We start from the raw sequence: 21,687 nt of genomic DNA, 5'->3' as shown, positions 1-21,687 counted from the left end.
ACAAAGTAAATGTGTCGGAGGCCCAAGTAAAAGGCGCACAAGCAATCTCGAACGAACCGAGGAGACGAAGTTGACATTAATTTAATTCGTAATGCTATTCTTTTTTTGAATATCCAGAGTTCCATGAATGATTAATAAGTTTATTAGTAAAAATGATGTTGCAAGAGCAAATATTTGAATTGGTAAGTAAAATAAGAAGGATTCACTGTGTTCTCCTGAATAAACTTCTGGCCAAATAAAAAAGATCCTCCAAATAGAAAGAATTATATAAATTACAGAAATATAGAAGAATAATTTTCTTATAAATTTATGTAAATGACTTTGCTTTAAAATCCATAGGATACACTTCCAATGAAAAATGGAAAGTATAGACCAAATCGTATAATAGCATATGAAAGCAAAATCAATAGATTCTGTAGAATGGCGTCCGAAAACTATATAAACAACCCCATATGATAGGATATATGCAATTAAACTTGCCGGACCTGTTATGAGAATTACAAACCAATTTACAACATCGAAGGAATTAAGTTCATGACCAACAGCTCGGAAATAAGGTTCATCCGACATTATCCCCCAAAAACCTAAGAGTAAGATTATTATAAAGTTACCCCATTGTAATTTTTTAAGTATATTTATAGGTTTATTCATTTTTTCAAATATAGCACAGTCAGCACAGTCACTTTTTTATGTAGCATTTCCTTCAAATTCGGAGAACTCACAAGACCTAATGACTGCCGAAGTTCCGCGTGTTCGAAGGATAAAACGGAATTTAGCGAAGCCCGAACAAGGGCTCGAAGCGGTAATTTGTAGTTAGGCGTTTGTCGCGAGTTTTATCAACATATTATGCCGCTTAGGATAAGTTGAAGTGTATGATTGAGTTTTCTTTAGGATAAATTTCCATTTAAAAATAAAACCCCTAGGAGCCGGTTGCTTTCGGGGTTTTTGTTGATCCGAGTTGATTAGGATCGTGAAATTATTTTCTTCCGAGTCCCAGTTTGTCGGCTCCGACCAAGATTGACATGTTTCCGGCCGGATGTTTGTTTTCTTTCATCAATTGGTGTGCATGCGCGGTCTCGTTCCAAGTGAAGGTTTTGGAAAGACAAGGATCGACTTTTTTATCGATCACTAAGTCGTTCAGGCCTTTCGAGTTGTCGTCGTTCGCAAAGTGCGAGCCTTGGAGACGTTTTTGTCTCATCCAGAGATAGCGCAAGTCGACCGTTGCGTTATAGCCCGTAGTTCCCGCACAGATTACGACCATGCCACCTGTTTCGCACACGAACATGGAAGTAGGAATCGTGGTTTCGCCCGGATGTTCGAAGACGATCTTCGGATTTTTTCCTTTTCCTGCGATGTCCCAAATTGCTTTTCCGAATTCGCGAGCGGACTTTGTCCATTCCGCAAATTTTTCCATCTTGTTGATTTCGGAAGTTAAAGCGCCCCAATGAGAGAATTTCTTACGGTTGATAACACCCGCCGCGCCTAACTTCATACAGAAATCAAACTTATCGTCTTCGGAAACGACCGCGATTGGAACTCCGCCTGCCGCTTTTACAATCTGAATCGCCATTGCTCCGAGCCCACCTGCGCCTCCCCAAATCAGAACTACGTCGTCTTTTTGTACGTCGTTCGGTTTCCAGTGGTGAAGCATTCTATATGCGGTCGCTCCTACGAGCATATAGGCGGCGGCTTCTTCCCAGGAGAGATGTTTTGGTTTTGGAAGACATTGGTGATCTTGAACCTTGCAAAACTGTGCAAAGGATCCCCAGTTCGTTTCGTATCCCCAGATCAACTGAGAAGGAGCGAACATCGGATCTTTTCCCGCTTTGACCCAAGGATCGTTGCGATCCCAGATTCCGCAGTGAAGAACGACTTCGTCTCCTACTTTTACGTTCTTAACATCGGAACCGACTTTATATACGATTCCGGATGCGTCGGACCCGCCGATATGAAACGGTTCGGGTTCGCCTTTTTTGTTTCTGGCACCGATTACGTCTACGGGAAATCCAAGGGCGGCCCAAACGTTATTATAATTTACACCGGCTGCCATGACCGCGACGAGTACTTCGTCCGGAGCTATTTCTGGAACATCGATGAGTTCTTCCTGAATTGCTTTGGTTGGGTCGCCGAAACGATCGGCTCTAACGACCTGTGCATACATTTTTTTAGGAACCTGGCCCAAGGGGGGAAGGGTTCCAACTGGAACGGATTCAATTTGGCTCATGTGCACAGATTTCCGAGCTTCGGTATTTGATCTACACCAATTTTAATGGGATTTTCTACGTTTTTGAGGGAAGTTTGGATACTTTTGATTCCTAAAAGAATCTTATTGGAAATTGAAGTTGTAAGAGTTCCTACAATCTTAAAAAGAATCTAAGCGTTTACCCCAAAATCTTAGAAGGAATCACGATCAGGATTGCCAGGTAGTTAATAACAAAATGCAATAGTTTCCCCAGATTACGTCTCTTTGAGAAGTATATATTTAAAATCACCTTTTCACTGTTAAACCCTGCCCGGTGGGAGTTCCTACAATTTTGAGACAAATTTTTATTTTTCTTCCCGAAAGATTTGGTGCAAGTTTTTTCATTTTTTTGCCTTTTTCAAAAAATGGAATATAGTGTTCATCGTAAAAGAATTTTAAAAAATCATAATGTTATTTTTGTGGGTTCCAAGTGGGAGTCGTTGATTCACGATCGTTCAAAGTCGGGCTTTTTTCGACTCTTTGAGTCTGAAACGCGAACAATGCGTTCAAAAAGTAAGTTTTAAATTACCTAAGCGACGGAATTTGTTTTTATTCGAGGATTTGAAAAAACTTTAGTGTGGAAATTTTAAGAAAAGAGTTTTAAAAAAGTAAACCCGCATATAGTAATGAATCATACATTCAAAAAGAAAACTCGTTGTTTCGTTTTAAAACTTCAATGAGACCATGAGTTGAAAAACAAAACCAATAAAATTTGGAGAAACTATATATGCTGGTATATATGAATTCTAGTCAATTTTTTTACAAAGATAAGGATCGAGAGGAAAGTTTACAGATTTTAGGGATGATACTCGAACTGATCGAAAAATGCTACGTGTTTGGAAAATACTTTTTTATCGATGCTTTTAATTCCGAAGAACATCCGTTTCTTTTGAGAAAGGGATTTGAACTGATGGGAACCGGAATGGACGCAGAAAATGTTTCCAATATTTTGAAAAGATATATCATTTCGGGAAACTATGAAGGAAAAGAACTTTTGGAAAGGATTATTATTCTTGAAGGAATGGAAGCGATTCAGAGGGAACTTTTGATTTCCGTTTTTTTAGAAAGGGTAGCGTCTTATTTCGGTGAATCCTATCAAAAAAAATTTTGGGATTTCGTGAATCAGAAAAGAAAAGAGATCGATGGAATTCTTTTGAACGATTTTTACTTGGAGTTTTGCAGTTCCAAACCTCAGATTGATTCTGATGTTCTTTTGAGCAGAGCATTTCGTTCTTTTTCGTATAATGAACTGAGGGATTTATTAAAACAAGTAAGTCTTTCGGATTTGGCGGAAGCTTTGAAGAACGTACGGGAAAAGCTCGTGATTCAAGTGATGGATTTTCTTGATAGAGAATCTTCTCGTTGGCTGATGAAGGAATTGATGAAATCGGGCGATTCTGATGATGGTTTTGAAAAAGTGAAGGAGGCTCAGTTAAAGATTCTCGGTATTTTTGCCTCTAAAAAAGAAATAGGCCACTATTTTTAAGTGAATTGAAAAAGAATGGGAGAATCGCCCGCTGCCACAGAGATTTTCGCTCAAGTTTTGGTGTCTTAGGCTAAAAACTCCCTTTCGTTGATTCTTAAGATTGCTCGTAAAACGTCGCTTCTCGTAATGATTCCGATCGCTTGAAACGAATCGTTTACCACGGGGAGACATCCGATTCTTTCTTCGAAAAGAACTTTCACAATTTCCCCGATTCCCGCTTGAATCTGTACGGAAAGAACTCTGGTTTTCATGATCTTACCGATCGTCTTGCCGAGTTCGGTCTCCGATATATGTTCCAATTTCCAACGCATCCAATCCCGATCCGATATAATTCCGCATAACGTGTTTTTTTCATCGAGTACGGGAACGTGACGAAAACGTTTTTGAACGAAAATATCCTGCACTCTTGAAATCGGTTCCGACTCCAAAAAAAACACCACCGGAGAAGTCATCAAATCCTTTGCCGTCAAAGAGGAAATAGGTTCGCCACGTCGGATTTTTCCTAAAGAAGAAAAGGTTTTGTATTCGGCGCCGATTTCTTTCAGCGTTTTTTTTGTTCCGCTTTTTCGTTCGGTATTCTGTTCCGATTCCGGTTTTTTTTTAACGGGGGAAGAAAGTGTGATCGAATGCAACGGACGGATGATCTCGGGTTGAACCGGAGGGATATAAACTTCGGAAACCCCTCTCGTCACCCAAAAAAACAAATTAACTCATCCTCATGATTAGAAAATTATACGAAGCGATGATTCTTTGAGTCATTTCAAGTCCGTCTTTGTTGATATCGGGGTGATATTTTTTAATCAATTCTTTAAATCGTTTTTTCAATTCTTCTAATGTACAAGGCGCATCGAATCCGAGAACGTCCAGATGCCTCTGAGTTTCCGGATCCATTTCTTGAAATACGGAAACGTTTTTTTTCTTTTTCGGTTTTTTGCGAAAGCTTCCAAATAGGTCGTAATACGCCCTGTCTCTGTATTCTCTCGTAATCTCACGAAGATGAAAGACTTTCGTATTTAGAATAGAAAAAATATGATTTTTTAAAAAGACATCGGCCCCGTAATCGTTTTGAATCGATTTCAGTTCGATAAAATCCGAGATTTCGTTTTCCACGATCCTTTCGAAATTGAATTTGTCGTCGAAGTAAGAATCGAAGGCATCGTCGAAATCCAAAGTTGCGGACGATAAAAGCAGAAGTAGTTTCCGATCTAATTCGTGTCTTTCCAAACGGGTTTGAATCGTTTCCTTCAGGCTGATTTGAAGTTCCGCGAGATAATTGTCATTGAAATATATTCCGTTTTTTGCAAATTCTTCCCCGATCCCCTCTATCTTCAGAATTTTTGAGAGAAGTTGAATGAGAGAGTCTGCGTGAGTTTCGTTAAAACCCGCAGCGGCTTTGGAAGAAAAGTGGACGTCGTTTCTGAGACCGTAAAAAATTCTATAATAATCTTCTTTGCGGATATTTAAGGCGGAGATGATCTTGTCCGTTGGAATGTACCATTCGCAATTCGTACATCCGGATTGAATCTCGAAAATAATATCCTCTAAAGAGGAACGGATCTGATCAAAACTTTGAGTCTGCATACTCTCTACCCTTCAAATTTTCCACCCTTGCAAATCCGTTCATCAATTCTTTTTTCAATTAGACTTGAGGAATCGGAAGTGGAAATCTTTTTGAACACTGAAAAAAGATTTGCTTGGAACGTTTCCTAAACTCATCCATCCTTATTGTGCTTCCTTTAATAGTCGTTCTTGTTTGTTTTGTTGTTTATTTTCTAGGATATAAATTTTATTCGGGTTATATCTCTAAATCCGTTTTCGATTTGAAGGACGGCCAGGAAGACACTCCGGCCCACAAGCTGAATGACGGAGTGGATTACCTTCCTACAAAACCGATCGTCTTATTCGGTCATCATTATGCGTCCATTGCCGGACTTGCTCCCGTACTCGGACCTGCGGTAGCGGTCATTTGGGGTTGGCTCCCCGCGATGATTTGGGTTGTATTCGGAAGTATTTTCGTGGGTTGTGTACACGATTTCGGAGCTCTTGTGGTTTCGGTTCGTAATCAGGGAAAAAGTATCGGTCAAGTTGCGGAGGATCTTTTAGGTCATCGTGCGAGAAGTTTGTTTCATGCGATCATTTTTTTCCTTGTCGCTTTAGCGATGGGGGTTTTTGTTCTTGTTCTTGCGGAAATGTTTTCTGCGGACCCGAAAGCTCATTTGAAATCCGCCGACGTACCCGTCGAGGAAAAGAAAACTTCTGCAACGGCTATTGAAGTTACGAAGAAATCCGATCTTACGGGTGTGACTCGAACGTTGACTTCCGGTTCCAAAACTCCTAACGAAAAGGTTCACGATCATCCCGGAGAAATCAGAACGGAAGAGAAACCTTCTATTCGATTGAGAAGTCATTTTCCGGAAGCGGTGATCCCTTCCGCCGCGATTATGGTTTTTGCGGTAATCATGGGGTATCTACATTATAAAAAGGGAATTAACTTAACTTTTCTCACTATCTTTAGTGTTCTTGCTACCCTGGGCTCCATGGTTTTGGGAATGCAGGATTCGGTTCTGGCTTGGGTGGGACTCAATCACGTGGAGACATCCCCTTCCGCGGGGACTTGGAAATACATTCTTTTATTCTATGCGTTTTTGGCCTCGGTAACTCCCGTTTGGTTGTTGTTACAAAGTAGGGATTATATTAATTCTTTCCTATTGTATTTGGGAATCGTTTTGATTTATTTGGGTTTTTTTGCGGGAGGAATTCTACAAAACTTTCCTTCCTTTAATGCGGAGGCGATTCGAACCGAATCCATAGGATTTGATTTGATTCCGTTTGTGTTCATAACGATCGCCTGTGGAGCTGTTTCGGGATTTCATGCGTTAGTTAGTTCGGGAACGACGGCCAAACAATTGGATAAAGAGGTGGACGCGAGACCGATCGGTTACGGTGGAATGATCGGAGAATCTTTGTTGGGTTTATCCGCTGTCATCGCTTGTACGATCGGTTTCACTTCTTCGGAAGAATGGTCCGGTTTTTACCGTTCTTGGTCGGGTATTCAAGGTTTAGCTCCGCAAGTTGGAGCTTACATTTACGGAACCGGAAGATTTTTATCTCAGATCGGAATTCCGGAAATCTTCGGACAAGGATTCATCGCGCTCATTGTGATTAGTTTCGCACTAACTTCGTTGGATTCAGCGACGAGACTTCTTCGGTACAATATCGAGGAAATTGCGGAATCGACTCGGATTTTTTGGATTCAAACGTTGGTAGGCAACAGGTACGTTTCCAGTCTTATTGCTTGTGTTGCGATTGGAATCTTTGCGTTTATGGAAATAGAACAAGACGGAAAAAAGAAACCGGCCGGACTTGCGCTTTGGAAGCTTTTTGGAACCACGAATCAACTTTTGGCGGGACTGGCGCTTTTGGTTGTAACCGTTTTTCTTTTTAAATCGAAGAAAAAGGTCAAAGTATCTTTTATACCTATGTTGTTTGTATTGTTCGTAACACTTTGGGCGATGATTCGAAATTTCTTAGACTTTTTAACCGGACCTTTTCCAAATCTTCTTCTCGCGGTTATAGGGGGAACGTTGATCGTTTTGACATTTTGGCTTTTGATAGAGGCGATTTCAACCTGGAATCGCATTAGAAAAGCATGAAATACTGTAGTTCTTGCGGATCGTCCGTTGTTTATAAAATACCGGAGGGGGACAATCGGTCTAGATACGTCTGCGATAATTGCGGAACGATTCATTATCAAAATCCGAAAATTGTGGTCGGGAGTATTCCGGTTTGGGAAAATCGGATTTTGCTTTGTAAACGGGCGATCGAGCCCAGAAAAGGATATTGGACCTTGCCCGCCGGATTTCTGGAAAACAGGGAAACCGTGGAAGAAGGCGCCGTTCGGGAAACTCAGGAAGAGGCGAATGCAGAAATCAGAATTGTAGGACTTCATTTACAGTATTCCTCATATCAGTCAGATTTATATGTTTTTTTTAGCGGATTTGGTGGATGGACGGTTCTCCGTAAGTCTCGAATCCGAGGAAGTGAAACTTTTTTCCATGGATGAAATCCCTTGGGAAGAATTGGCTTTTAGTTCGGTTCATTTTGCTCTTAGGGAATACGTGGATTCTCCCGTTAAGAACTCGCTTCACTTAGGAAACACGAGGAACCGTAAGAACTTTTCGAAGGGATCCTAAGGAAACGGACTTTTCCGTTCTTAAAAAAATATAGGAAAAAAAACGTACTGAATTAGTATGTACTCATGCGGAACGGAATTCGTTTCATAACATCTTCATTTTTTCTTTTTAACTTCTCCCTTCATGCAAATGCTTTTCTAAAGACCAACACGGACGTTTTCTCGCCTAATTGGGATGGGAGGAACGACGTACTCGAATTCAAAATTTCAAAGTCGGCCCTTCCTATACTTTCCGATTGGGAACTTGTGATTCAAAATTCCAGAGATGATGTTGTAAAAACTTTTAAAGCGGACCATAGAAGAAAAAGAGGATTTTCCTTTTTCCCTTTTTTGCAGGATGATACGAAATTATCTCCTCTCGAAATTACGATTCCGGAATCGATCTTTTGGTTCGGAGAGGATTCTAAAGGATTTTTACTTCCCGATGGGGAATATAAATATAAGCTTAGGTTGATCACGGAAAATAAGGAAAATCTTCTATCCGAAGAAAAAACGGTATTTTTAGATTCTCACCCTCCTAGTTCTGAGATCGGCGCTAAAACGAGAGTCCTATTTTTTACCGGAGATAGGAATGTTTCCCGCATCAGTATCACTCAAAAAGTTTCGGGAGAATTTACCGACGTTTTTACCGGAGAATTTACGGATTCGAAAGGAAAAGTCGTAAAGTCTTATTCTTGGAAATTCAAGGAAGTTCCGTCTGTTCTCAATTGGGATGGAACAGATTTTTCTAATAAACAATTATCGAATGGAGTTTACACGTATCGATTGATCGGGAGCGACAGGGGAAAAAACGAATCCGTTTCCGTTCTTTCCGATCTTACGATTCGAACCGAATCGATCGGAGTGGATATGTTTTGCGATTCAAAACTTTATTCTTATCTTCCGGGCAGTTTGAAAAATTTCGTACGATTCTCGATTTACGTTTCACCTAAACTTAAATCCGATTCCTACGAAATCGAAATCTTTCAAAAGAAAAAAAATGAGGAAAAGAGCATCTATCGTTTTTGGGAGACGGGAGAGCCGGGAGTGGAATGGAAATGGGATCTGAGAGATCAAACGGGGAATTTGGTTTCGGACGGAACGTATTTTTATAGACTTACGATCTACAGCCGTTATGAACGTTATCAATCCATTCCTTCTTTGTTCGAAGTTTCCAAGGAATCTTTCGATTTGAATTTATCGGTCTCAATGAAAGAATTTTCACCGGACAATGATGGACAGAATGATCTCTTGAAAATTTCTCTTTCACATCGGGGTATTCCACTTCAATCTTGGGAAGTCACATTATATGAAATACCTCCTTATACTTCCCTCAAACGCAGGATCAAAACTTGGAGCGGCGAAAGCCAGCCTGGTTCCGAAATTTTCTGGGAAGGTTGGGACGAATCCGGCGTCAGAATCGGTTCTTTAAGTGAATTCTATTTCGAATGGAAGTATATGGACGTATTGGGAAGGGAATCGAATGGAAGAGGCGCCGAATTCAAGACGGAAATTTTGGTGGTGGAAGAGGATCACTCCTTACGAGTTTCGATTCCGGAATCTCAAGTGGAAGCAAGATGGTGGAGATTACCCGGAATTCTCCGTTCGATTTTGAACGAATATCCGGGATACAATATAGAATTGCAGTCGCATTCTTCCCACCAAGGGGATGAAGAAGTCAATCAAGTGCAAACGGAGGAAAGGGCAAGAGACGCGTTCGAGTATTTTTTTTCCAAGAAGGTTCCGTTTGGCAGAATCCGTTTCCGAGGTTATGGAGAAACTTTGCCTTTGGTGCCGGGCTCCGGAAAATACGAAGCGGATAAAAATCAAAGAATCGACTTTTACCTTTCCCCTTAAAAGATCATGTGCACTGCGATTATTTATAGGAACCCCGATCGAAAAATTTTCGGTATAGGATTCAACAGAGACGAGTCCGTAAAGAGAAAACCTTCTTCGGTCCCTACGAGGTTAGGAAACGGTCCGACTTTTGCGATCGCTCCTTTGGATGGGGATTACGGCGGGACCTGGATCGGCGTTAATTCATCAAAGGAAATTTTTTGCCTTTTGAATTTTTACGAGGCGACCCTAAAACTTTTAAGAAACCCCACAAGTAGGGGTTTGCTTGTTCGGTCTTGTTTGTTAAACGAAGTTAAACCTGAATCCCTCAAGTCGGAGGATCTCGAAAATTTTTATCCGTTCAAACTTTTGAGGATCTCTCTGGAGAAAACTGAAGTTTTCATATGGGATGGAAAAAATTTTACGCCGACTTCATATACCGATACGTTTCAAATCCTCGGAAGTTCCTTTACACAAGGAGCGAAAGCTCAGATTTCTAGGGAAGTTGTGTTTCAGGAGAATTACGCTTTAGGGTTTCTTCCTGACGTGGATGAATTTCTGAAATTATCCAAAAATTTTCTCACTTCTCATTTACCTGAAAAAGGGGCGCTTTCGCCTTGTATGCACAGAAGGGATGCTCATACGGTTTCCAAAACGGAAATCGTACTTCGAGAAAATGAATATACGATTACATATCAGGAAGGCCAGCCTTGTGAATCGTCCGAACCGGGAATTTTTAATTTAACTTTGACGAATTTTCATCGTACAAATGAATTATAATATATGGTCAATGCGAATTCTTTATTTAGGGATTCTTTTGAATATAGGGATCCATCGCTTCAAAAAAGAAAAAATGCGCGGATAAAAGTCACTTTAGGTGCGGAAATTTCGATCAAAGGGAAACAAGAAAAACATCCGGTTACTATTTTGGATATCGGAACCGGCGGAGTGGCTTTGAATTCCAGAACAACCATGTTTGAAGGAGACCGTATTCATCTTCATATGAGAATCAACGGTAAAAATCTAATTCTTGAAACGAAAATCATCCGTTCTTCCGGAAAAAAAGTGAACGGCATATTTGTAGGAATTACGGATAAGCATAGAATTGAAATTCAAGAATTCATCCATGGAAAGTTCTTCGGAAAAGAAAAAAAGTCGAATTAGAGTCGGTCTCAAAACCTTAAAAAAATATCTCTAAACGGCCCGACAAACTTCTAAAAAATATTATTTTTCGTATTTTAATATATGCCTTCATTCAATCTTACTACTCGGGCGCATGAAAAGAATTCCGTAATGAGTTTGTTCCAAAAGTTAGAGCGTCAGTTTTCTTCAAAAAGCCGACATTCTGGATTCGGTGCAATGCTTCTATATCTTTGCGAAAAAACTTCCTGCAAGTCCTTTGCATTTTTTCTTTTAATTTGAGCATAAATCCCGCGTTTGATGAAGAATTTTAGACACTCTATTATGTAGAGATGAGTAAAATGTAAAAATAGAACGGATCTACTTATTTTAGTATATTTTATTTTATGAATATTTAGGAAATCCATTGTGGAATGGAGGACAAACGTAAGATTTTTTTAAAGTATTTCTTATTATGATTTTGGAGGTTTATTCGAGGCTTAAATCGAACATCGCCTCGGCATACTTGTTTCAATTTGTAAGATGACTTGCGGACATAATTTTCAGAAAAGTAAAATCCCTGTTATTCATAATTCGATTGAATTCCTTACTTAAGATTCCCGAAAATAGATGTATGAGAACGGCATTGGGAATTACGATCTGTGTTGCTCTATCACTTCCGTGTTCCATTTTTGCCGACTATGCGAGCAATTCCGCGACTCATCTCGTTCGGGTGGAAAGGGGGCTCAAAACGAATGAGTTCCTAATTCGGGCATTGAATAGTTCTATCTCCAATTTGGGTTCGGAGTCGGATAAAGCTCTTTATAAACGGGTCGTTCAACATCATGTGGAAACCAATCAGCTATACTTTCAATTCGATCTGGAAAGATCATATTCCGAACTCAAACGCACTCAGGATCTACTCGTGATTCTTTATTCCGACTTGATCGAAGCGGGCAACAAAACGATCCGAAGCGAATTGAATTCTCTCGGACAACAAGTAGTTCGAGGAACCGAAGCCAAACCGAAAAAACATCTCGAATTGGGTTATAGAGAATTAGCCGTGGCGGAACAAAAGAAAATCATCGCCGACAATACGAGACCGTACCTGCAGACGATCAAATTGGAATTACTTTATGAATCTTTAAAATTACTCAAACAATCCAGGAAGTATGTGGTTCTTCTTTCTATGGAATATCTTTCCGATTTTCCTCCCGATCCTGAAAAGGAAGATTTTTTAGGGATTCTGAACGAAATCAATAGAGCTATGTTTTCCCGCAAAGACGAGTTTGCAAAGATCCACTTTGACAACTACTTTTATACGTATTCCGGTGAAAATCTTTACGATACCTATTGGAGGAATCCGGCTTTGGAAGAATTGGAAAAACCTTTAAGCGATATCGACCCGGCGTATTCGAGAACTAGAAAAAATGCGAAGCGCTGATCGAGAATAGACAATAACACGTTTGGGTTCGAGAGATATTACGATGAATTTGAAAAAGTGTGATGGTTGTTCCCGGTTTAGAATTTGTTGGAAAATTTGAATTTTGAAATGGGGGACGATCAACTCAATCTTACGATAGTTAGTGTACGAAGGGTCGATCGAGTGAATCAACATATCCCTAACGCTATAGGATCGAGTATGATCTGCCTTATCTTCGGTTTGTTCCGGTGGCTTAAGCGAAATATTAAGACAAAACTTGTGGTTTCTTAGATCGGCGCTTTCGATTCTGGCCTACATTTCCGAATTTTTCCGATCTCTTATTTAGAAATTCAGATGACAAGGATTTCTTACCTAGATACAAACGATTCTTGTGTTAGAACTGAGTTGTCCCAATTGTGGAGCGCCCGTATCATTCCAAAGTAAAGTTTCGATTTATGGAGTCTGCCCGAACTGCAGGACTTTAACTCTTCAAAAAAATCAATCTCTCGAAAATTTAGGCAAAGTCGGAGACCTTGTGTCCGATCTTTCTCCGATTCAAATCGGAACTTCGGGCAAAACGATAGACGGAATCTCCTTTCGGATCGTCGGAAGAATTCAGCAAAAATACAGTTTGGGAACCTGGAATGAATGGCACGCGATTTCTCCCGATGGTAAATCCATGTGGCTTGCGGAAGCGCAGGGTCAGTTCATGATCACACAGCTTAACCCCGTTTCTGAAAACGACGTTTTTCCGGAGCACGATCCGATTCAAAATTTGGATTCTCCGCCGGATGTTTATTTTATTTCTTCTCATACTTCCAAACAACTTCTGAGAGCCGGAGATACACTTCGACTCGGCGACGAACTTTGGATGATCCGTGAGATCGGTCTCGCAACTTGTATCGGGGGAGAAGGGGAACTACCCGTCGGTTTTCAAACCGGTTCCACCTCGGTTCTTTTGGATTTGGCCACGGATCAGGGATGGTTCGCTACATTAGATTATTCTCATGCTCCTCCTTTGTATTTTAAAGGGATGCTTTACAGTTTCGATCAAATTCAATTTGCCAATCTCAGGGATCCGAAAGCATTTACCGGTTTTCAAAAGCTTCAGGAAGCGAAAGCGATTCAATGTTTGGGGTGCGGCGCTTCTTTAAGTCAGAGAAGTCCGGACTTTTCGAAAGCGGTCGCTTGCGAATATTGCGGAACCGTAATGGATACAAGTACGGAAGAGCTGACGATTCTTTCCAAATTTCAGGAAATTATCAAAGATAGGATTTTTCTCCCGCTCGGAATTAAACTTACTCTCAAAGGTAAGGAATGTGAAGTTCTTGGAGTTGTCAAAAAATCGGTTCATGCAGAGGGACAAACTTTTCCTTGGACCGAATATCTACTTCATTATACCGGCGGTTATTATTGGTTGAACGAGACTAACGGGCATTGGACTGTTTTCGAGCCGGTTCCTTTTGTTCCGAGGACGGTAGACGGCTCTTATCCTCCGAAAAAACACTTTCAAAAAGAGGAATATAAGTTGTTTAATTCTTCGACTGCCGGAATCGATTTCGCGTTTGGAGAATTCTATTATAAAATTCGCTCGGGGGATCGTGCGGAACTTGCGGATTTTATCGCGCCTCCGAAAATGCTTTCTTCGGAAAGAACCCAAAACGAACTATTCTGGTCGATCGGCGAATATATTCCAGTGGATGAACTCAAAAAGTCGATTCAGGGAGAAGTGGAACTTCCCGTTCCGGAAGGAATCGGTGCGGCCCAACCGAATCCGTTTACCAAAATTCGAAAGCGAAACGTAAAAATTGCCTCTTGGCTTTCCGTAATCATGCTTGTCGTTCAAATCGGTTTTTGTTGGAGCGCACAGGATAAGGAAGTTTTCAAAAAGGACCTTGTTTATGTTCGAAATCCTGCTTTGGGCGGAACGACCGATGCTTCTTTCGTAACAGAAACCTTTCAATTGGAAGGCGGCGATAGACAGAATGTTCAAATCAAAATGAGCGTTCCCGATCTTTCCAATCACTACATCTACTATTCTTTAGCGCTGATCAATACGAAGACGGATATTGCCTACGATACAGGACTTGAAATCAGTTATTACGAAGGTTACGAAGACGGGGAAAGTTGGTCGGAAGGCGATAGATCGGCAAGTATTATTATCGGAGAAGTCCCTGCGGGAGAATACTATCTCAGACTGGAATCCGAATCGGATTTTCCAAAAGGGAGTGGAGCGAATGTATCTCTGAGCATCACAAGAGACGTAGATCAATCGGTGTATTATTTCCTTTTTCTACTCGCTATTTGGTTGCCTGTTCCTTATTCTCTTTTTAGAAGTTTTTCGTTCGAGGCTTCGAGGAACGAAAACAGCGATTTTGCACCGGGTAATTTTGAAAATGATTCCGATTATGATGACGACTAAAAAAAATATACAAACTAAAAATTTGTCATCCCAAAAGCTCAGAATGTGGAAACTCCTGCGGAAATCGAGTATTAAACAAAAGAAGTTATTTGAAAATTTATAAATTAGTAAAGAGAAGTAATCTATGGAAATTACTGCACTTTGATAGGATTTACCGAAAGATGATTGTCGTCCCGAAACCTCAAATGTAGGAACTACTAGTAAGAGTTTAACAACAATGAAGTCTGTTAGAAAGTCCATAAACCATCCAATTTGTGAAAACTCTTACGTTTTGTTACGAATTTACGGAACGATTGTAGCTGATTTCTTTTCGGGCTTTGGTACAATTCTAAAAAAACTATCCGCTTTCTTAAAATATTTTGAATGTACCGAAATCGTATCTTTTCCATCATCTATGACAAAATCAAAAGGATAGTTTCATGAATTTAATAAAACGGCTTTTATACCCCGCCTACGTACTTGGGATCTCCGGTTATCTCACGTATACGAACTTTTATGGAGGAGGTTCCAAAGATGTGGATGAGGTGGAAAATGTTCCTAAGACCGTGCGGGAGAATCCGGGAGTATATCGCTCTCACTATACGAATTTTATGAGATATTCCGGGGGAAAGTAGGCCCGTTTGCAAACAGCGCTTTATATTTCGGTTCTTATCATATCTTCTTGCGGTCTCATTTACGAGCTGTTAGCTGGGACGGTTGCGTCGTATCTACTCGGGGAAACGGTCACACAATTCTCTCTCATCATAGGAACGTATTTGTTTTCTATGGGGGTAGGTTCCTGGTTATCCAAGTATATGGAAAAGGACCTGATTCCTAAATTTTTGGAAATCGAACTTGCAATCGGACTTGTAGGCGGTTTCGGTTCGGCGATTCTTTATTTGAGTTTCGCGCAAATTCGGTACTTTCAGATTCCGTTGTTTTTGCTTGTGATTTTAATCGGAGTTTTGGTAGGACTTGAAATACCGGTTTTGTTAAGAATCTTGAAAAAAGAACTGCAATTCAAGGAACTCGTCTCGAGGGTTTTGAGTTTGGATTACGTAGGTGCGTTGCTCGCATCGATTTTATTTCCGATTTTCTTCGCGCCTAAGTTAGGTTTGATAAGAACCGGATTTCTATTCGGAATTTTGAATGCAGGAGTGGCGGTTTGGGGAACTTGGGTGCTTCCTCTTAAACATTCCAGAATGATTTTGCTGCGAGCGCAATCCGTTGTCGTATTAACGCTTTTGATCCTAGGATTTTCCTTTTCCGATTTGATCACACATTACAGTGAGGAATCCTTATACACGGATGAGATCATACTTTCGAAACAATCTCGGTTTCAGAGGATCATCGTGACACGCTGGAAAAACGAAATTCGACTTTTTTTAAATGGACATCTTCAATTTTCATCCAGGGATGAATATCGTTATCACGAAACGCTGGTTCATCCAGCGTTACTTGCACACCCAGCTCCTAAAAGAGTATTGGTTTTGGGAGGAGGGGACGGGCTTGCCGTGAGGGAGATTCTGAAACACAGAAATGTAGAATCGATTACGTTAGTCGACTTGGATCCGACGGTTACTGACTTGTTTGCCGAACACGAGTTTTTAAAGGAGCTTAACGAGGAAAGTTTAAGGGATCCTAAAGTGAAAGTGATCAATACGGACGCATTCATTTGGTTGGAGGAAAACGAACAAATCTTCGATGTGGTCATCATTGATTTTCCGGACCCGAGTAATTTTTCCTTGGGAAAACTTTATACCACGGCGTTTTTTCATACGTTAAAAAGAAGAATGAATGAAACGTCCGTTCTCGAAATACAATCCACATCGCCTCTTTTTGCCCGTTCTTCGTATTGGTGCATCGAAAGAACAATCGCTTTTTTAGGTTTTCATACACTTCCTCTGCACGTTTACGTTCCCTCTTTCGGAGAATGGGGGTTTGTTCTGGCGGGTCAAAAGCCGATTCGATTCCGAAAAGAGTTTCCGGAACATCTTAGGTTTTTGAATATTCAAGAACTTGAATCTATCCAGGTTTTTCCTCAGGACATGTCTCGAATTCCGGTGGATATCAATCGACTGAATAATCAAGCACTTGTTCGATACTATGACCGGGAGTGGAATCGAATCCTGGATTGAAAAGGAAGGGAATCGGGTAATAAAATCTAATTTTTTTCGATTTTGTTCTGAATTCCTTTCGGCAACTAATTCCAAACGATATGATAGTAGAGTTTTTTTACTTCGTGGCAATTTTCAGTAATAGAGTTGTTGAAAAATTCCATGATTCGGATTAACAAAACTGCTTTAAACATCCATTTCAACGAAGCAGAAACGGACAGAGAATTAATTTTTCAACAACTCTAATAAACTTTTCAATAAATTCCGAATTTTGATAGTGCAGAGATTGATGCATCCAATCGTGAACTCTTTTCAAAAATTCAAATAGTCTTTTCACTTCGTCTAAAGAAATTTCGATTTTTTCACCATTTGGTAATTTACTCCCGTAGCGTATAATAGTTTAAAACTCGTCGTAAAATCTGGTGAGAGTTCCCGCAAATTATACTTCATTAAAGATTCATAAACTTTTTGTCGGATCATTTTCGGGGTTTAAAATTGTATGAGTTCCTACATTTCTGGATTTTATGGAAAAATTCCATATATTCTGAAAATTTAATTTTCTAATATTTCCTTTCTTGCTCAACTGATGTATTGAATCACACACAAATTATTCTCAGAGGCACGCGCATAAAAATCGACAAGATCGAAATAATGGTTCGTTACATATTCCCGATCTTCTTCATCTCCGGTCCAGTAGTTTTCCGGATACACGTTTACTTTTCGAATGGCTTCCCGATCGAAACGACTCCAAAGCTCTTCGGCGGAAAGCGCTTGCAAAAAACGATGAACTTCTTTCACTTCCGCAACATTTAAAAAACTTGCAGGGCCGTATCCAAAATTAATCTCGTCAGAAAAAATGTTTTTGCTAAGAGCGTGTCCCAAAACCATTCGATTTTATCGGAATCCTCGCGGATCGCTGCAATTGTTCCTACGTTTTGGGACAGACTCTAAATATGACTTTCCTTCTCCGGAGGTGAACCTTCGTAAGAATTTTCGGTCAACAGAAAATGAATGATCTGCCAGGCTTTGTCAACGTCACAATGAGGATCCGGCGTTTGAGGATCCTCTTCCTCGCTATATACAAAATCTTCTATTTTTTTCGGGTGTCGGACTATATCTTCCAACGTAGACTCCGTAACCATTAGAAAACATCCGATCATCGACATTCTGCATTCACTCCTTGTGTTTTCCTTTTCATTCTCCAACCTTGATTCTTCTGAGATTGACAGAATTCTTTATGATGAAAATCTAAATAAACTTGAAAACAAATACGTAGAATAAGAAATCTATATTTAGATAAAGATCGAACCGTTTTGTAATTTAGAAATTATAAAAGTTTCAAAACGAAAAAGCGCGGAAATTCTTGCGCTGATTACACGAGGATTTGAATGAAAAAAACAATTAACAGCGCGTCCCAAAACCTGCGGAAGCGATTCTTAGAGAGAGCGACACACTTTAGTTTTCTGCTTTATCAGAAAGATCAAGCTGCAAGGTTCTGTCCCAGTTTTGGGACAGAACCTTATATTTTCACAGTTTCTGTTGTTACATTATCCGTTCTGATTACTTTTACCCTTTCGGCGCAGCCTGAAAGAAAAGTAGAAACTATGACGGTTCACGATTTTATGGAAGAGTATACGAAACCTGCCGTTAAAGCCGCGAAAAAAGGAAAGCCGGAATATATCGAAAAAATCCTAACAGAAATTCCAAACTTCGCGCTCGACGAACAAAAAGCGAAGTGGACTGAAATCTCTCAAGAAGCTTTGAAGACAAAAGATTATGAACAATCCTGTAAATCCTGTCATAAGGAGTTTAAGAAGGAATATAAGAAAACATATCGTAAAAGACCGATTCAGGTTTCTCCGGAATTAATCGTTTATTTGAAAGGACTCAAAAAATAAGTTTTAACTGGAGAATTCCTATAAGAACCCGTCTCAAAACCTAAAGAAAAATATCTTTAAACGATCCGGCAAGTTTTTAAAAAACGTGGGGTTCCCACAGAAACCGTCGTATTGAAGGTTTTTCCTGTAGTTTAAAATTGTAATAGCTCCTTACATTCCTAAGGTTTTGAGACGGGTTCTAAAATGAATTTTTAGTTTGAGAATAATCGTTAAAACAATATTTTACACAGAGACTTAGAACTTGTCCCAAAACCTTGGAATCGTAAGAACTCCGACAAGAGTGCACGAACAATACAATCTGTTCGAAAGCCCGTAAATTATCAAAGAGCCATGATCCGTAGGAACTCCTACATTCAGAGGACTGAGGACAGTGTCGCGGCAATACCGCTCCCACAGAAGACAGTTTTGGGACAAGTTCTTAAACTTTGAGTCAAAGTTTCACATCTGCAAGTCTTAGAATGAACTGAAACTCCGTTGGGGAAACAGGTTGAATCGAAAGGCGAGACCCTTTTTGTAAAAGCACCATATTCTTCAATTGTTTGTGCTTTTTCATTTCTTCCGTCGTAACAGGTTCGGGAAACTTTTTTTTGAATTTAATATCCACCATATACCAAGTCGGATTTTCGGGTTTACTTTTAGGATCGAAATATTTGTGGGAAGGGTCGAAAGCGAAATGATCCGGATAACCGGGTTTTGCGACCTCCGCAATTCCTACGATGGAAAGGGGATTTATCCTACTATGATAAAAGAGAATTAAATCTCCTTTTTGAATACTATCACGTAAGAAATTACGAGCCTGATAATTTCTAACCCCTTCCCAAGGGGCAATACGAGAAGGTGCCTTATATAAATCGTCTATCGAAAAGACATCTGGTTCTGTTTTAAACAGCCAATGTTTCATTCGTTGTAAGCTGGATTGGCTTTAATACCGTTTTGCTTTTTAGATTTTACGGTTTTTTCCGGTTTTTTTTTGGCGCCTTCTTCGTTGGCCGGATGTACGATCGTCATCAGCTCCTCGTGAGAAATCGTTTCTTTGGCAAGAAGCGCTTTCGCTAAACCTTCAAATTTGGAAGCATTTTTACGGACTAAATCCCGTCCTTTGTTGAGACAAGTTTGAATAATTTCGCGAACTTCTTTGTCGATCATTGCCGCAAATTCTTCGGAATAATATTTACTACTGTGTCCCATATCTCTTCCGATAAACACGTTGGTCTGATCTCCACTATAATTTACGGTTCCGAGTTTCTCGGACATCCCCCATTCGCAGACCATTTTGCGTGCGATGTTCGAAGCTTGTTGAATGTCGTTGCTGGATCCCGTAGAAGTGACGCCGAACTTGAATTCTTCGGCGATAAATCCTCCCATCGCCACTATGATCTGGTCGAGCCAATATGTTTTAGGAAGAATGTGTTTGTCTTCTTTTGGAAGAGACTGAGTTAATCCGAGTGCACGTCCCCTTGGAATGATCGTAACCTTGTGAACAGGTTCTGTGTAAGGAAGAAGAGTGCCTAAAATCGCATGACCCGCTTCGTGATAGGCGATGACTTCTTTTTCCTTTTCGGATATGAAGAAGGACTTTCTTTCGGGACCCATCATAACTTTATCACGGGCTTCTTCTAATTCTTCTTGAGTAACCCTTTTCTTATTCTTACGAGCGGCGAGTAACGCACCTTCGTTGATAAGGTTGGCAAGATCCGCTCCCGTAAAACCCGGAGTTCCTCTCGCGATCGAATGAAGGGAAATATCGCTGGTCATCGGAACTTTGCGGGAATGTACCTTCAAAATTTCCTCTCTTCCTTTGATGTCCGGAAGGTCCACCATCACCTGACGATCAAAACGACCCGGACGGAGAAGCGCAGGATCCAAAACATCCGCGCGGTTGGTCGCCGCCATTACGATCACACCTTCGTTCTTTTCAAAACCGTCCATTTCTACGAGCATCTGATTGAGCGTCTGTTCTCTTTCGTCGTGACCGCCGCCGAGTCCGGCTCCTCTCAAACGACCAACTGCGTCGATCTCGTCGATAAAAATAATACAGGGAGAATTTTTCTTACCTTGATCGAAAAGGTCTCTCACTCTGGAAGCTCCAACACCCACGAACATTTCCACGAAGTCCGAACCGGAAATCGAAAAAAACGGAACTCCGGCTTCCCCCGCGACGGCTCTTGCGAGCAGGGTTTTACCGGTACCGGGGGGACCGACTAACAAAACACCGGTGGGAATTCTCGCTCCGATCGCGTGAAATTTTTTAGGGTCTTTGAGAAATTCGATAATTTCGACCAATTCCTCCTTTGCTTCCTCGCAGCCTGCAACATCTTCAAAGGTGATTTTTACCTTCGGATCCATCGTCATCTTCGCTTTGGATTTTCCGAAGGAGAACGCTTTGTTTCCGGTGGATTGAATTTGTCTCATCATGATAAACCAGAAGAGACCGATCAAAATCACGATGAGAAGAATATTGCTTCCGATCACACTCCAGAATTTTCCTTCTTCCGCAGAGCGAGCGTCAAAGGATACGTTAGCTTTTCTTAAAGAAGCGATCAGATCTTTGTCTAAAGGAGCGACTGTCGTTCTGAATTTTACCGGTTTTGCAGTTTTGGATTCCAAATATTCGGAAGGGATGTAGAAACCTTCGATTACGTCTTTTTCGATTTGGATTTTGTTGTATTTGTCAACGTTTCCTTTATATAGTTTGCCGAGAGGTTTTTTCCCTTCTACGGGCTCGAGCATATTCAAAAAGTCGGAATAGGAGATATCCTTGGTTGCGCCTGCGTTATTTTCATAGTTGTAAGCGATGATCAAAACGACCATCATAATGATTAAAACGAAAAATACATTTTTTAAATTTTTGTTCATGGAGTTCTCCTATAACTTAGACACCTGTGAGAAACGACAAACAGGCAAGAGGTTCCTTCCGATAGAATTTCATGTTTCTCTAAAAAGGCAAGGAAGAATTGATCGAAACCGTTAAAAGGAATTCGAAGTAATGAAAAT

17 protein-coding genes and 3 pseudogenes are annotated in these 21,687 nt (G+C 40.4%); 11 read left to right on the top strand and 9 right to left on the bottom strand.

Features of this window, described 5'->3' with window-relative positions:
• Positions 1-81: 81 nt before the first annotated feature.
• Together CLV95_RS19915 and ccrA are read right to left on the bottom strand one after the other, a co-directional pair.
• A complete protein-coding gene (locus CLV95_RS19915; RefSeq protein WP_002722677.1) occupies positions 82-651 on the bottom strand; it encodes a hypothetical protein in 570 nt (189 codons plus the stop codon).
• 325 nt (positions 652-976) lie between these two features.
• A complete protein-coding gene (gene ccrA / locus CLV95_RS15140) occupies positions 977-2,224 on the bottom strand; it encodes a crotonyl-CoA carboxylase/reductase (RefSeq protein ID WP_002722681.1) in 1,248 nt (415 codons plus the stop codon).
• Positions 2,225-2,969: 745 nt separating this feature from the next.
• On the opposite strand from ccrA, the gene CLV95_RS15130 reads away from it, so the two are divergent.
• On the top strand, positions 2,970-3,728 hold the full coding sequence (locus CLV95_RS15130; RefSeq protein WP_002722670.1) for an LIC10244 family PerRA/PerRB upregulated protein: 759 nt from the start codon (positions 2,970-2,972) through the stop codon (positions 3,726-3,728).
• 65 nt (positions 3,729-3,793) lie between these two features.
• Here the strand turns inward: CLV95_RS15130 and CLV95_RS15125 are convergent, their stop codons facing one another.
• Positions 3,794-4,432, bottom strand: a complete 639-nt coding sequence (locus CLV95_RS15125) for a CBS domain-containing protein (protein ID WP_002722683.1) — start codon at positions 4,430-4,432, stop codon at positions 3,794-3,796.
• Between the two features lies 1 nt (position 4,433).
• Positions 4,434-5,309 carry a J domain-containing protein gene (locus CLV95_RS15120; protein WP_002734149.1) on the bottom strand — a complete coding sequence of 292 codons (876 nt, stop codon included), beginning with the start codon at positions 5,307-5,309 and terminating at the stop codon, positions 4,434-4,436.
• A 146-nt stretch (positions 5,310-5,455) separates the two neighbouring features.
• Here CLV95_RS15120 and CLV95_RS15115 point away from each other — a divergent pair, with 146 nt between their 5' ends.
• The 9 genes and pseudogenes from CLV95_RS15115 to CLV95_RS15065 all read left to right on the top strand — a co-directional run bounded on the left by CLV95_RS15115 (position 5,456) and on the right by CLV95_RS15065 (position 16,816).
• Entirely contained in the window at positions 5,456-7,381 is a 1,926-nt protein-coding gene (locus CLV95_RS15115; RefSeq protein WP_002734308.1) for a carbon starvation CstA family protein, read from the top strand.
• Positions 7,378-7,921, top strand: a pseudogene (locus CLV95_RS15110) (NUDIX hydrolase). Before CLV95_RS15115 ends, CLV95_RS15110 begins: the two are co-directional and overlap by 4 nt.
• 65 nt (positions 7,922-7,986) lie before the next feature.
• Complete coding sequence (gene lsa66, locus CLV95_RS15105) at positions 7,987-9,756, top strand: fibronectin-binding adhesin Lsa66 (protein WP_002734121.1); 1,770 nt, start codon at positions 7,987-7,989, stop codon at positions 9,754-9,756.
• A 6-nt stretch (positions 9,757-9,762) separates the two neighbouring features.
• Entirely contained in the window at positions 9,763-10,515 is a 753-nt protein-coding gene (locus CLV95_RS15100; RefSeq protein ID WP_002723527.1) for an NRDE family protein, read from the top strand.
• A 3-nt stretch (positions 10,516-10,518) separates the two neighbouring features.
• Positions 10,519-10,899, top strand: coding sequence for a PilZ domain-containing protein (locus CLV95_RS15095; RefSeq protein ID WP_002734252.1), 381 nt, complete (start codon positions 10,519-10,521; stop codon positions 10,897-10,899).
• 589 nt (positions 10,900-11,488) lie between these two features.
• Complete coding sequence (locus CLV95_RS15085) at positions 11,489-12,298, top strand: adhesin OmpL37 family surface protein (protein ID WP_016748964.1); 810 nt, start codon at positions 11,489-11,491, stop codon at positions 12,296-12,298.
• 370 nt (positions 12,299-12,668) lie between these two features.
• On the top strand, positions 12,669-14,699 hold the full coding sequence (locus CLV95_RS15080; protein WP_002734203.1) for a DUF4178 domain-containing protein: 2,031 nt from the start codon (positions 12,669-12,671) through the stop codon (positions 14,697-14,699).
• A 419-nt stretch (positions 14,700-15,118) separates the two neighbouring features.
• Positions 15,119-15,313 carry a hypothetical protein gene (locus CLV95_RS15070; RefSeq protein WP_002723544.1) on the top strand — a complete coding sequence of 65 codons (195 nt, stop codon included), beginning with the start codon at positions 15,119-15,121 and terminating at the stop codon, positions 15,311-15,313.
• Positions 15,314-15,319: 6 nt separating this feature from the next.
• Positions 15,320-16,816, top strand: coding sequence for a polyamine aminopropyltransferase (locus CLV95_RS15065; protein WP_002734094.1), 1,497 nt, complete (start codon positions 15,320-15,322; stop codon positions 16,814-16,816).
• 178 nt (positions 16,817-16,994) lie between these two features.
• On the opposite strand, the gene CLV95_RS19505 is transcribed toward CLV95_RS15065, so the two are convergent.
• The 3 genes and pseudogenes from CLV95_RS19505 to CLV95_RS19670 all read right to left on the bottom strand — a co-directional run.
• Positions 16,995-17,189, bottom strand: a complete 195-nt coding sequence (locus CLV95_RS19505; RefSeq protein ID WP_230456561.1) for a hypothetical protein — start codon at positions 17,187-17,189, stop codon at positions 16,995-16,997.
• A gap of 185 nt (positions 17,190-17,374) precedes the next feature.
• Positions 17,375-17,656, bottom strand: a pseudogene (locus CLV95_RS19675) (DUF1877 family protein); the annotation flags it as partial.
• Between the two features lie 101 nt (positions 17,657-17,757).
• A pseudogene (locus tag CLV95_RS19670) lies at positions 17,758-17,961 on the bottom strand (DUF1877 family protein); the annotation flags it as partial.
• Positions 17,962-18,318: 357 nt separating this feature from the next.
• Between CLV95_RS19670 and CLV95_RS15050 the strand changes: the two are divergent.
• Positions 18,319-18,693 (top strand): hypothetical protein, encoded by a 375-nt coding sequence (locus CLV95_RS15050; protein ID WP_026054852.1) that lies wholly within the window; start codon positions 18,319-18,321, stop codon positions 18,691-18,693.
• Positions 18,694-19,123: 430 nt separating this feature from the next.
• Here CLV95_RS15050 and CLV95_RS15045 read toward each other — a convergent pair whose 3' ends face one another.
• Both CLV95_RS15045 and ftsH read right to left on the bottom strand, forming a co-directional pair.
• Complete coding sequence (locus tag CLV95_RS15045; RefSeq protein ID WP_002723514.1) at positions 19,124-19,594, bottom strand: EVE domain-containing protein; 471 nt, start codon at positions 19,592-19,594, stop codon at positions 19,124-19,126.
• Positions 19,591-21,549, bottom strand: a complete 1,959-nt coding sequence (gene ftsH / locus CLV95_RS15040; protein WP_002723524.1) for an ATP-dependent zinc metalloprotease FtsH — start codon at positions 21,547-21,549, stop codon at positions 19,591-19,593. The genes CLV95_RS15045 and ftsH overlap by 4 nt, the downstream gene beginning before the upstream one ends.
• Between the last annotated feature and the right edge of the window lie 138 nt (positions 21,550-21,687).

The sequence above is a fragment of the Leptospira borgpetersenii serovar Javanica genome, assembly GCF_003046425.1.
In the GTDB taxonomy this organism is placed as follows: Bacteria; Spirochaetota; Leptospiria; order Leptospirales; family Leptospiraceae; genus Leptospira; species Leptospira borgpetersenii.
Note: the sequence above shows the minus strand (reverse complement) of the source record. Positions and strands in the feature narration are given on the sequence as shown.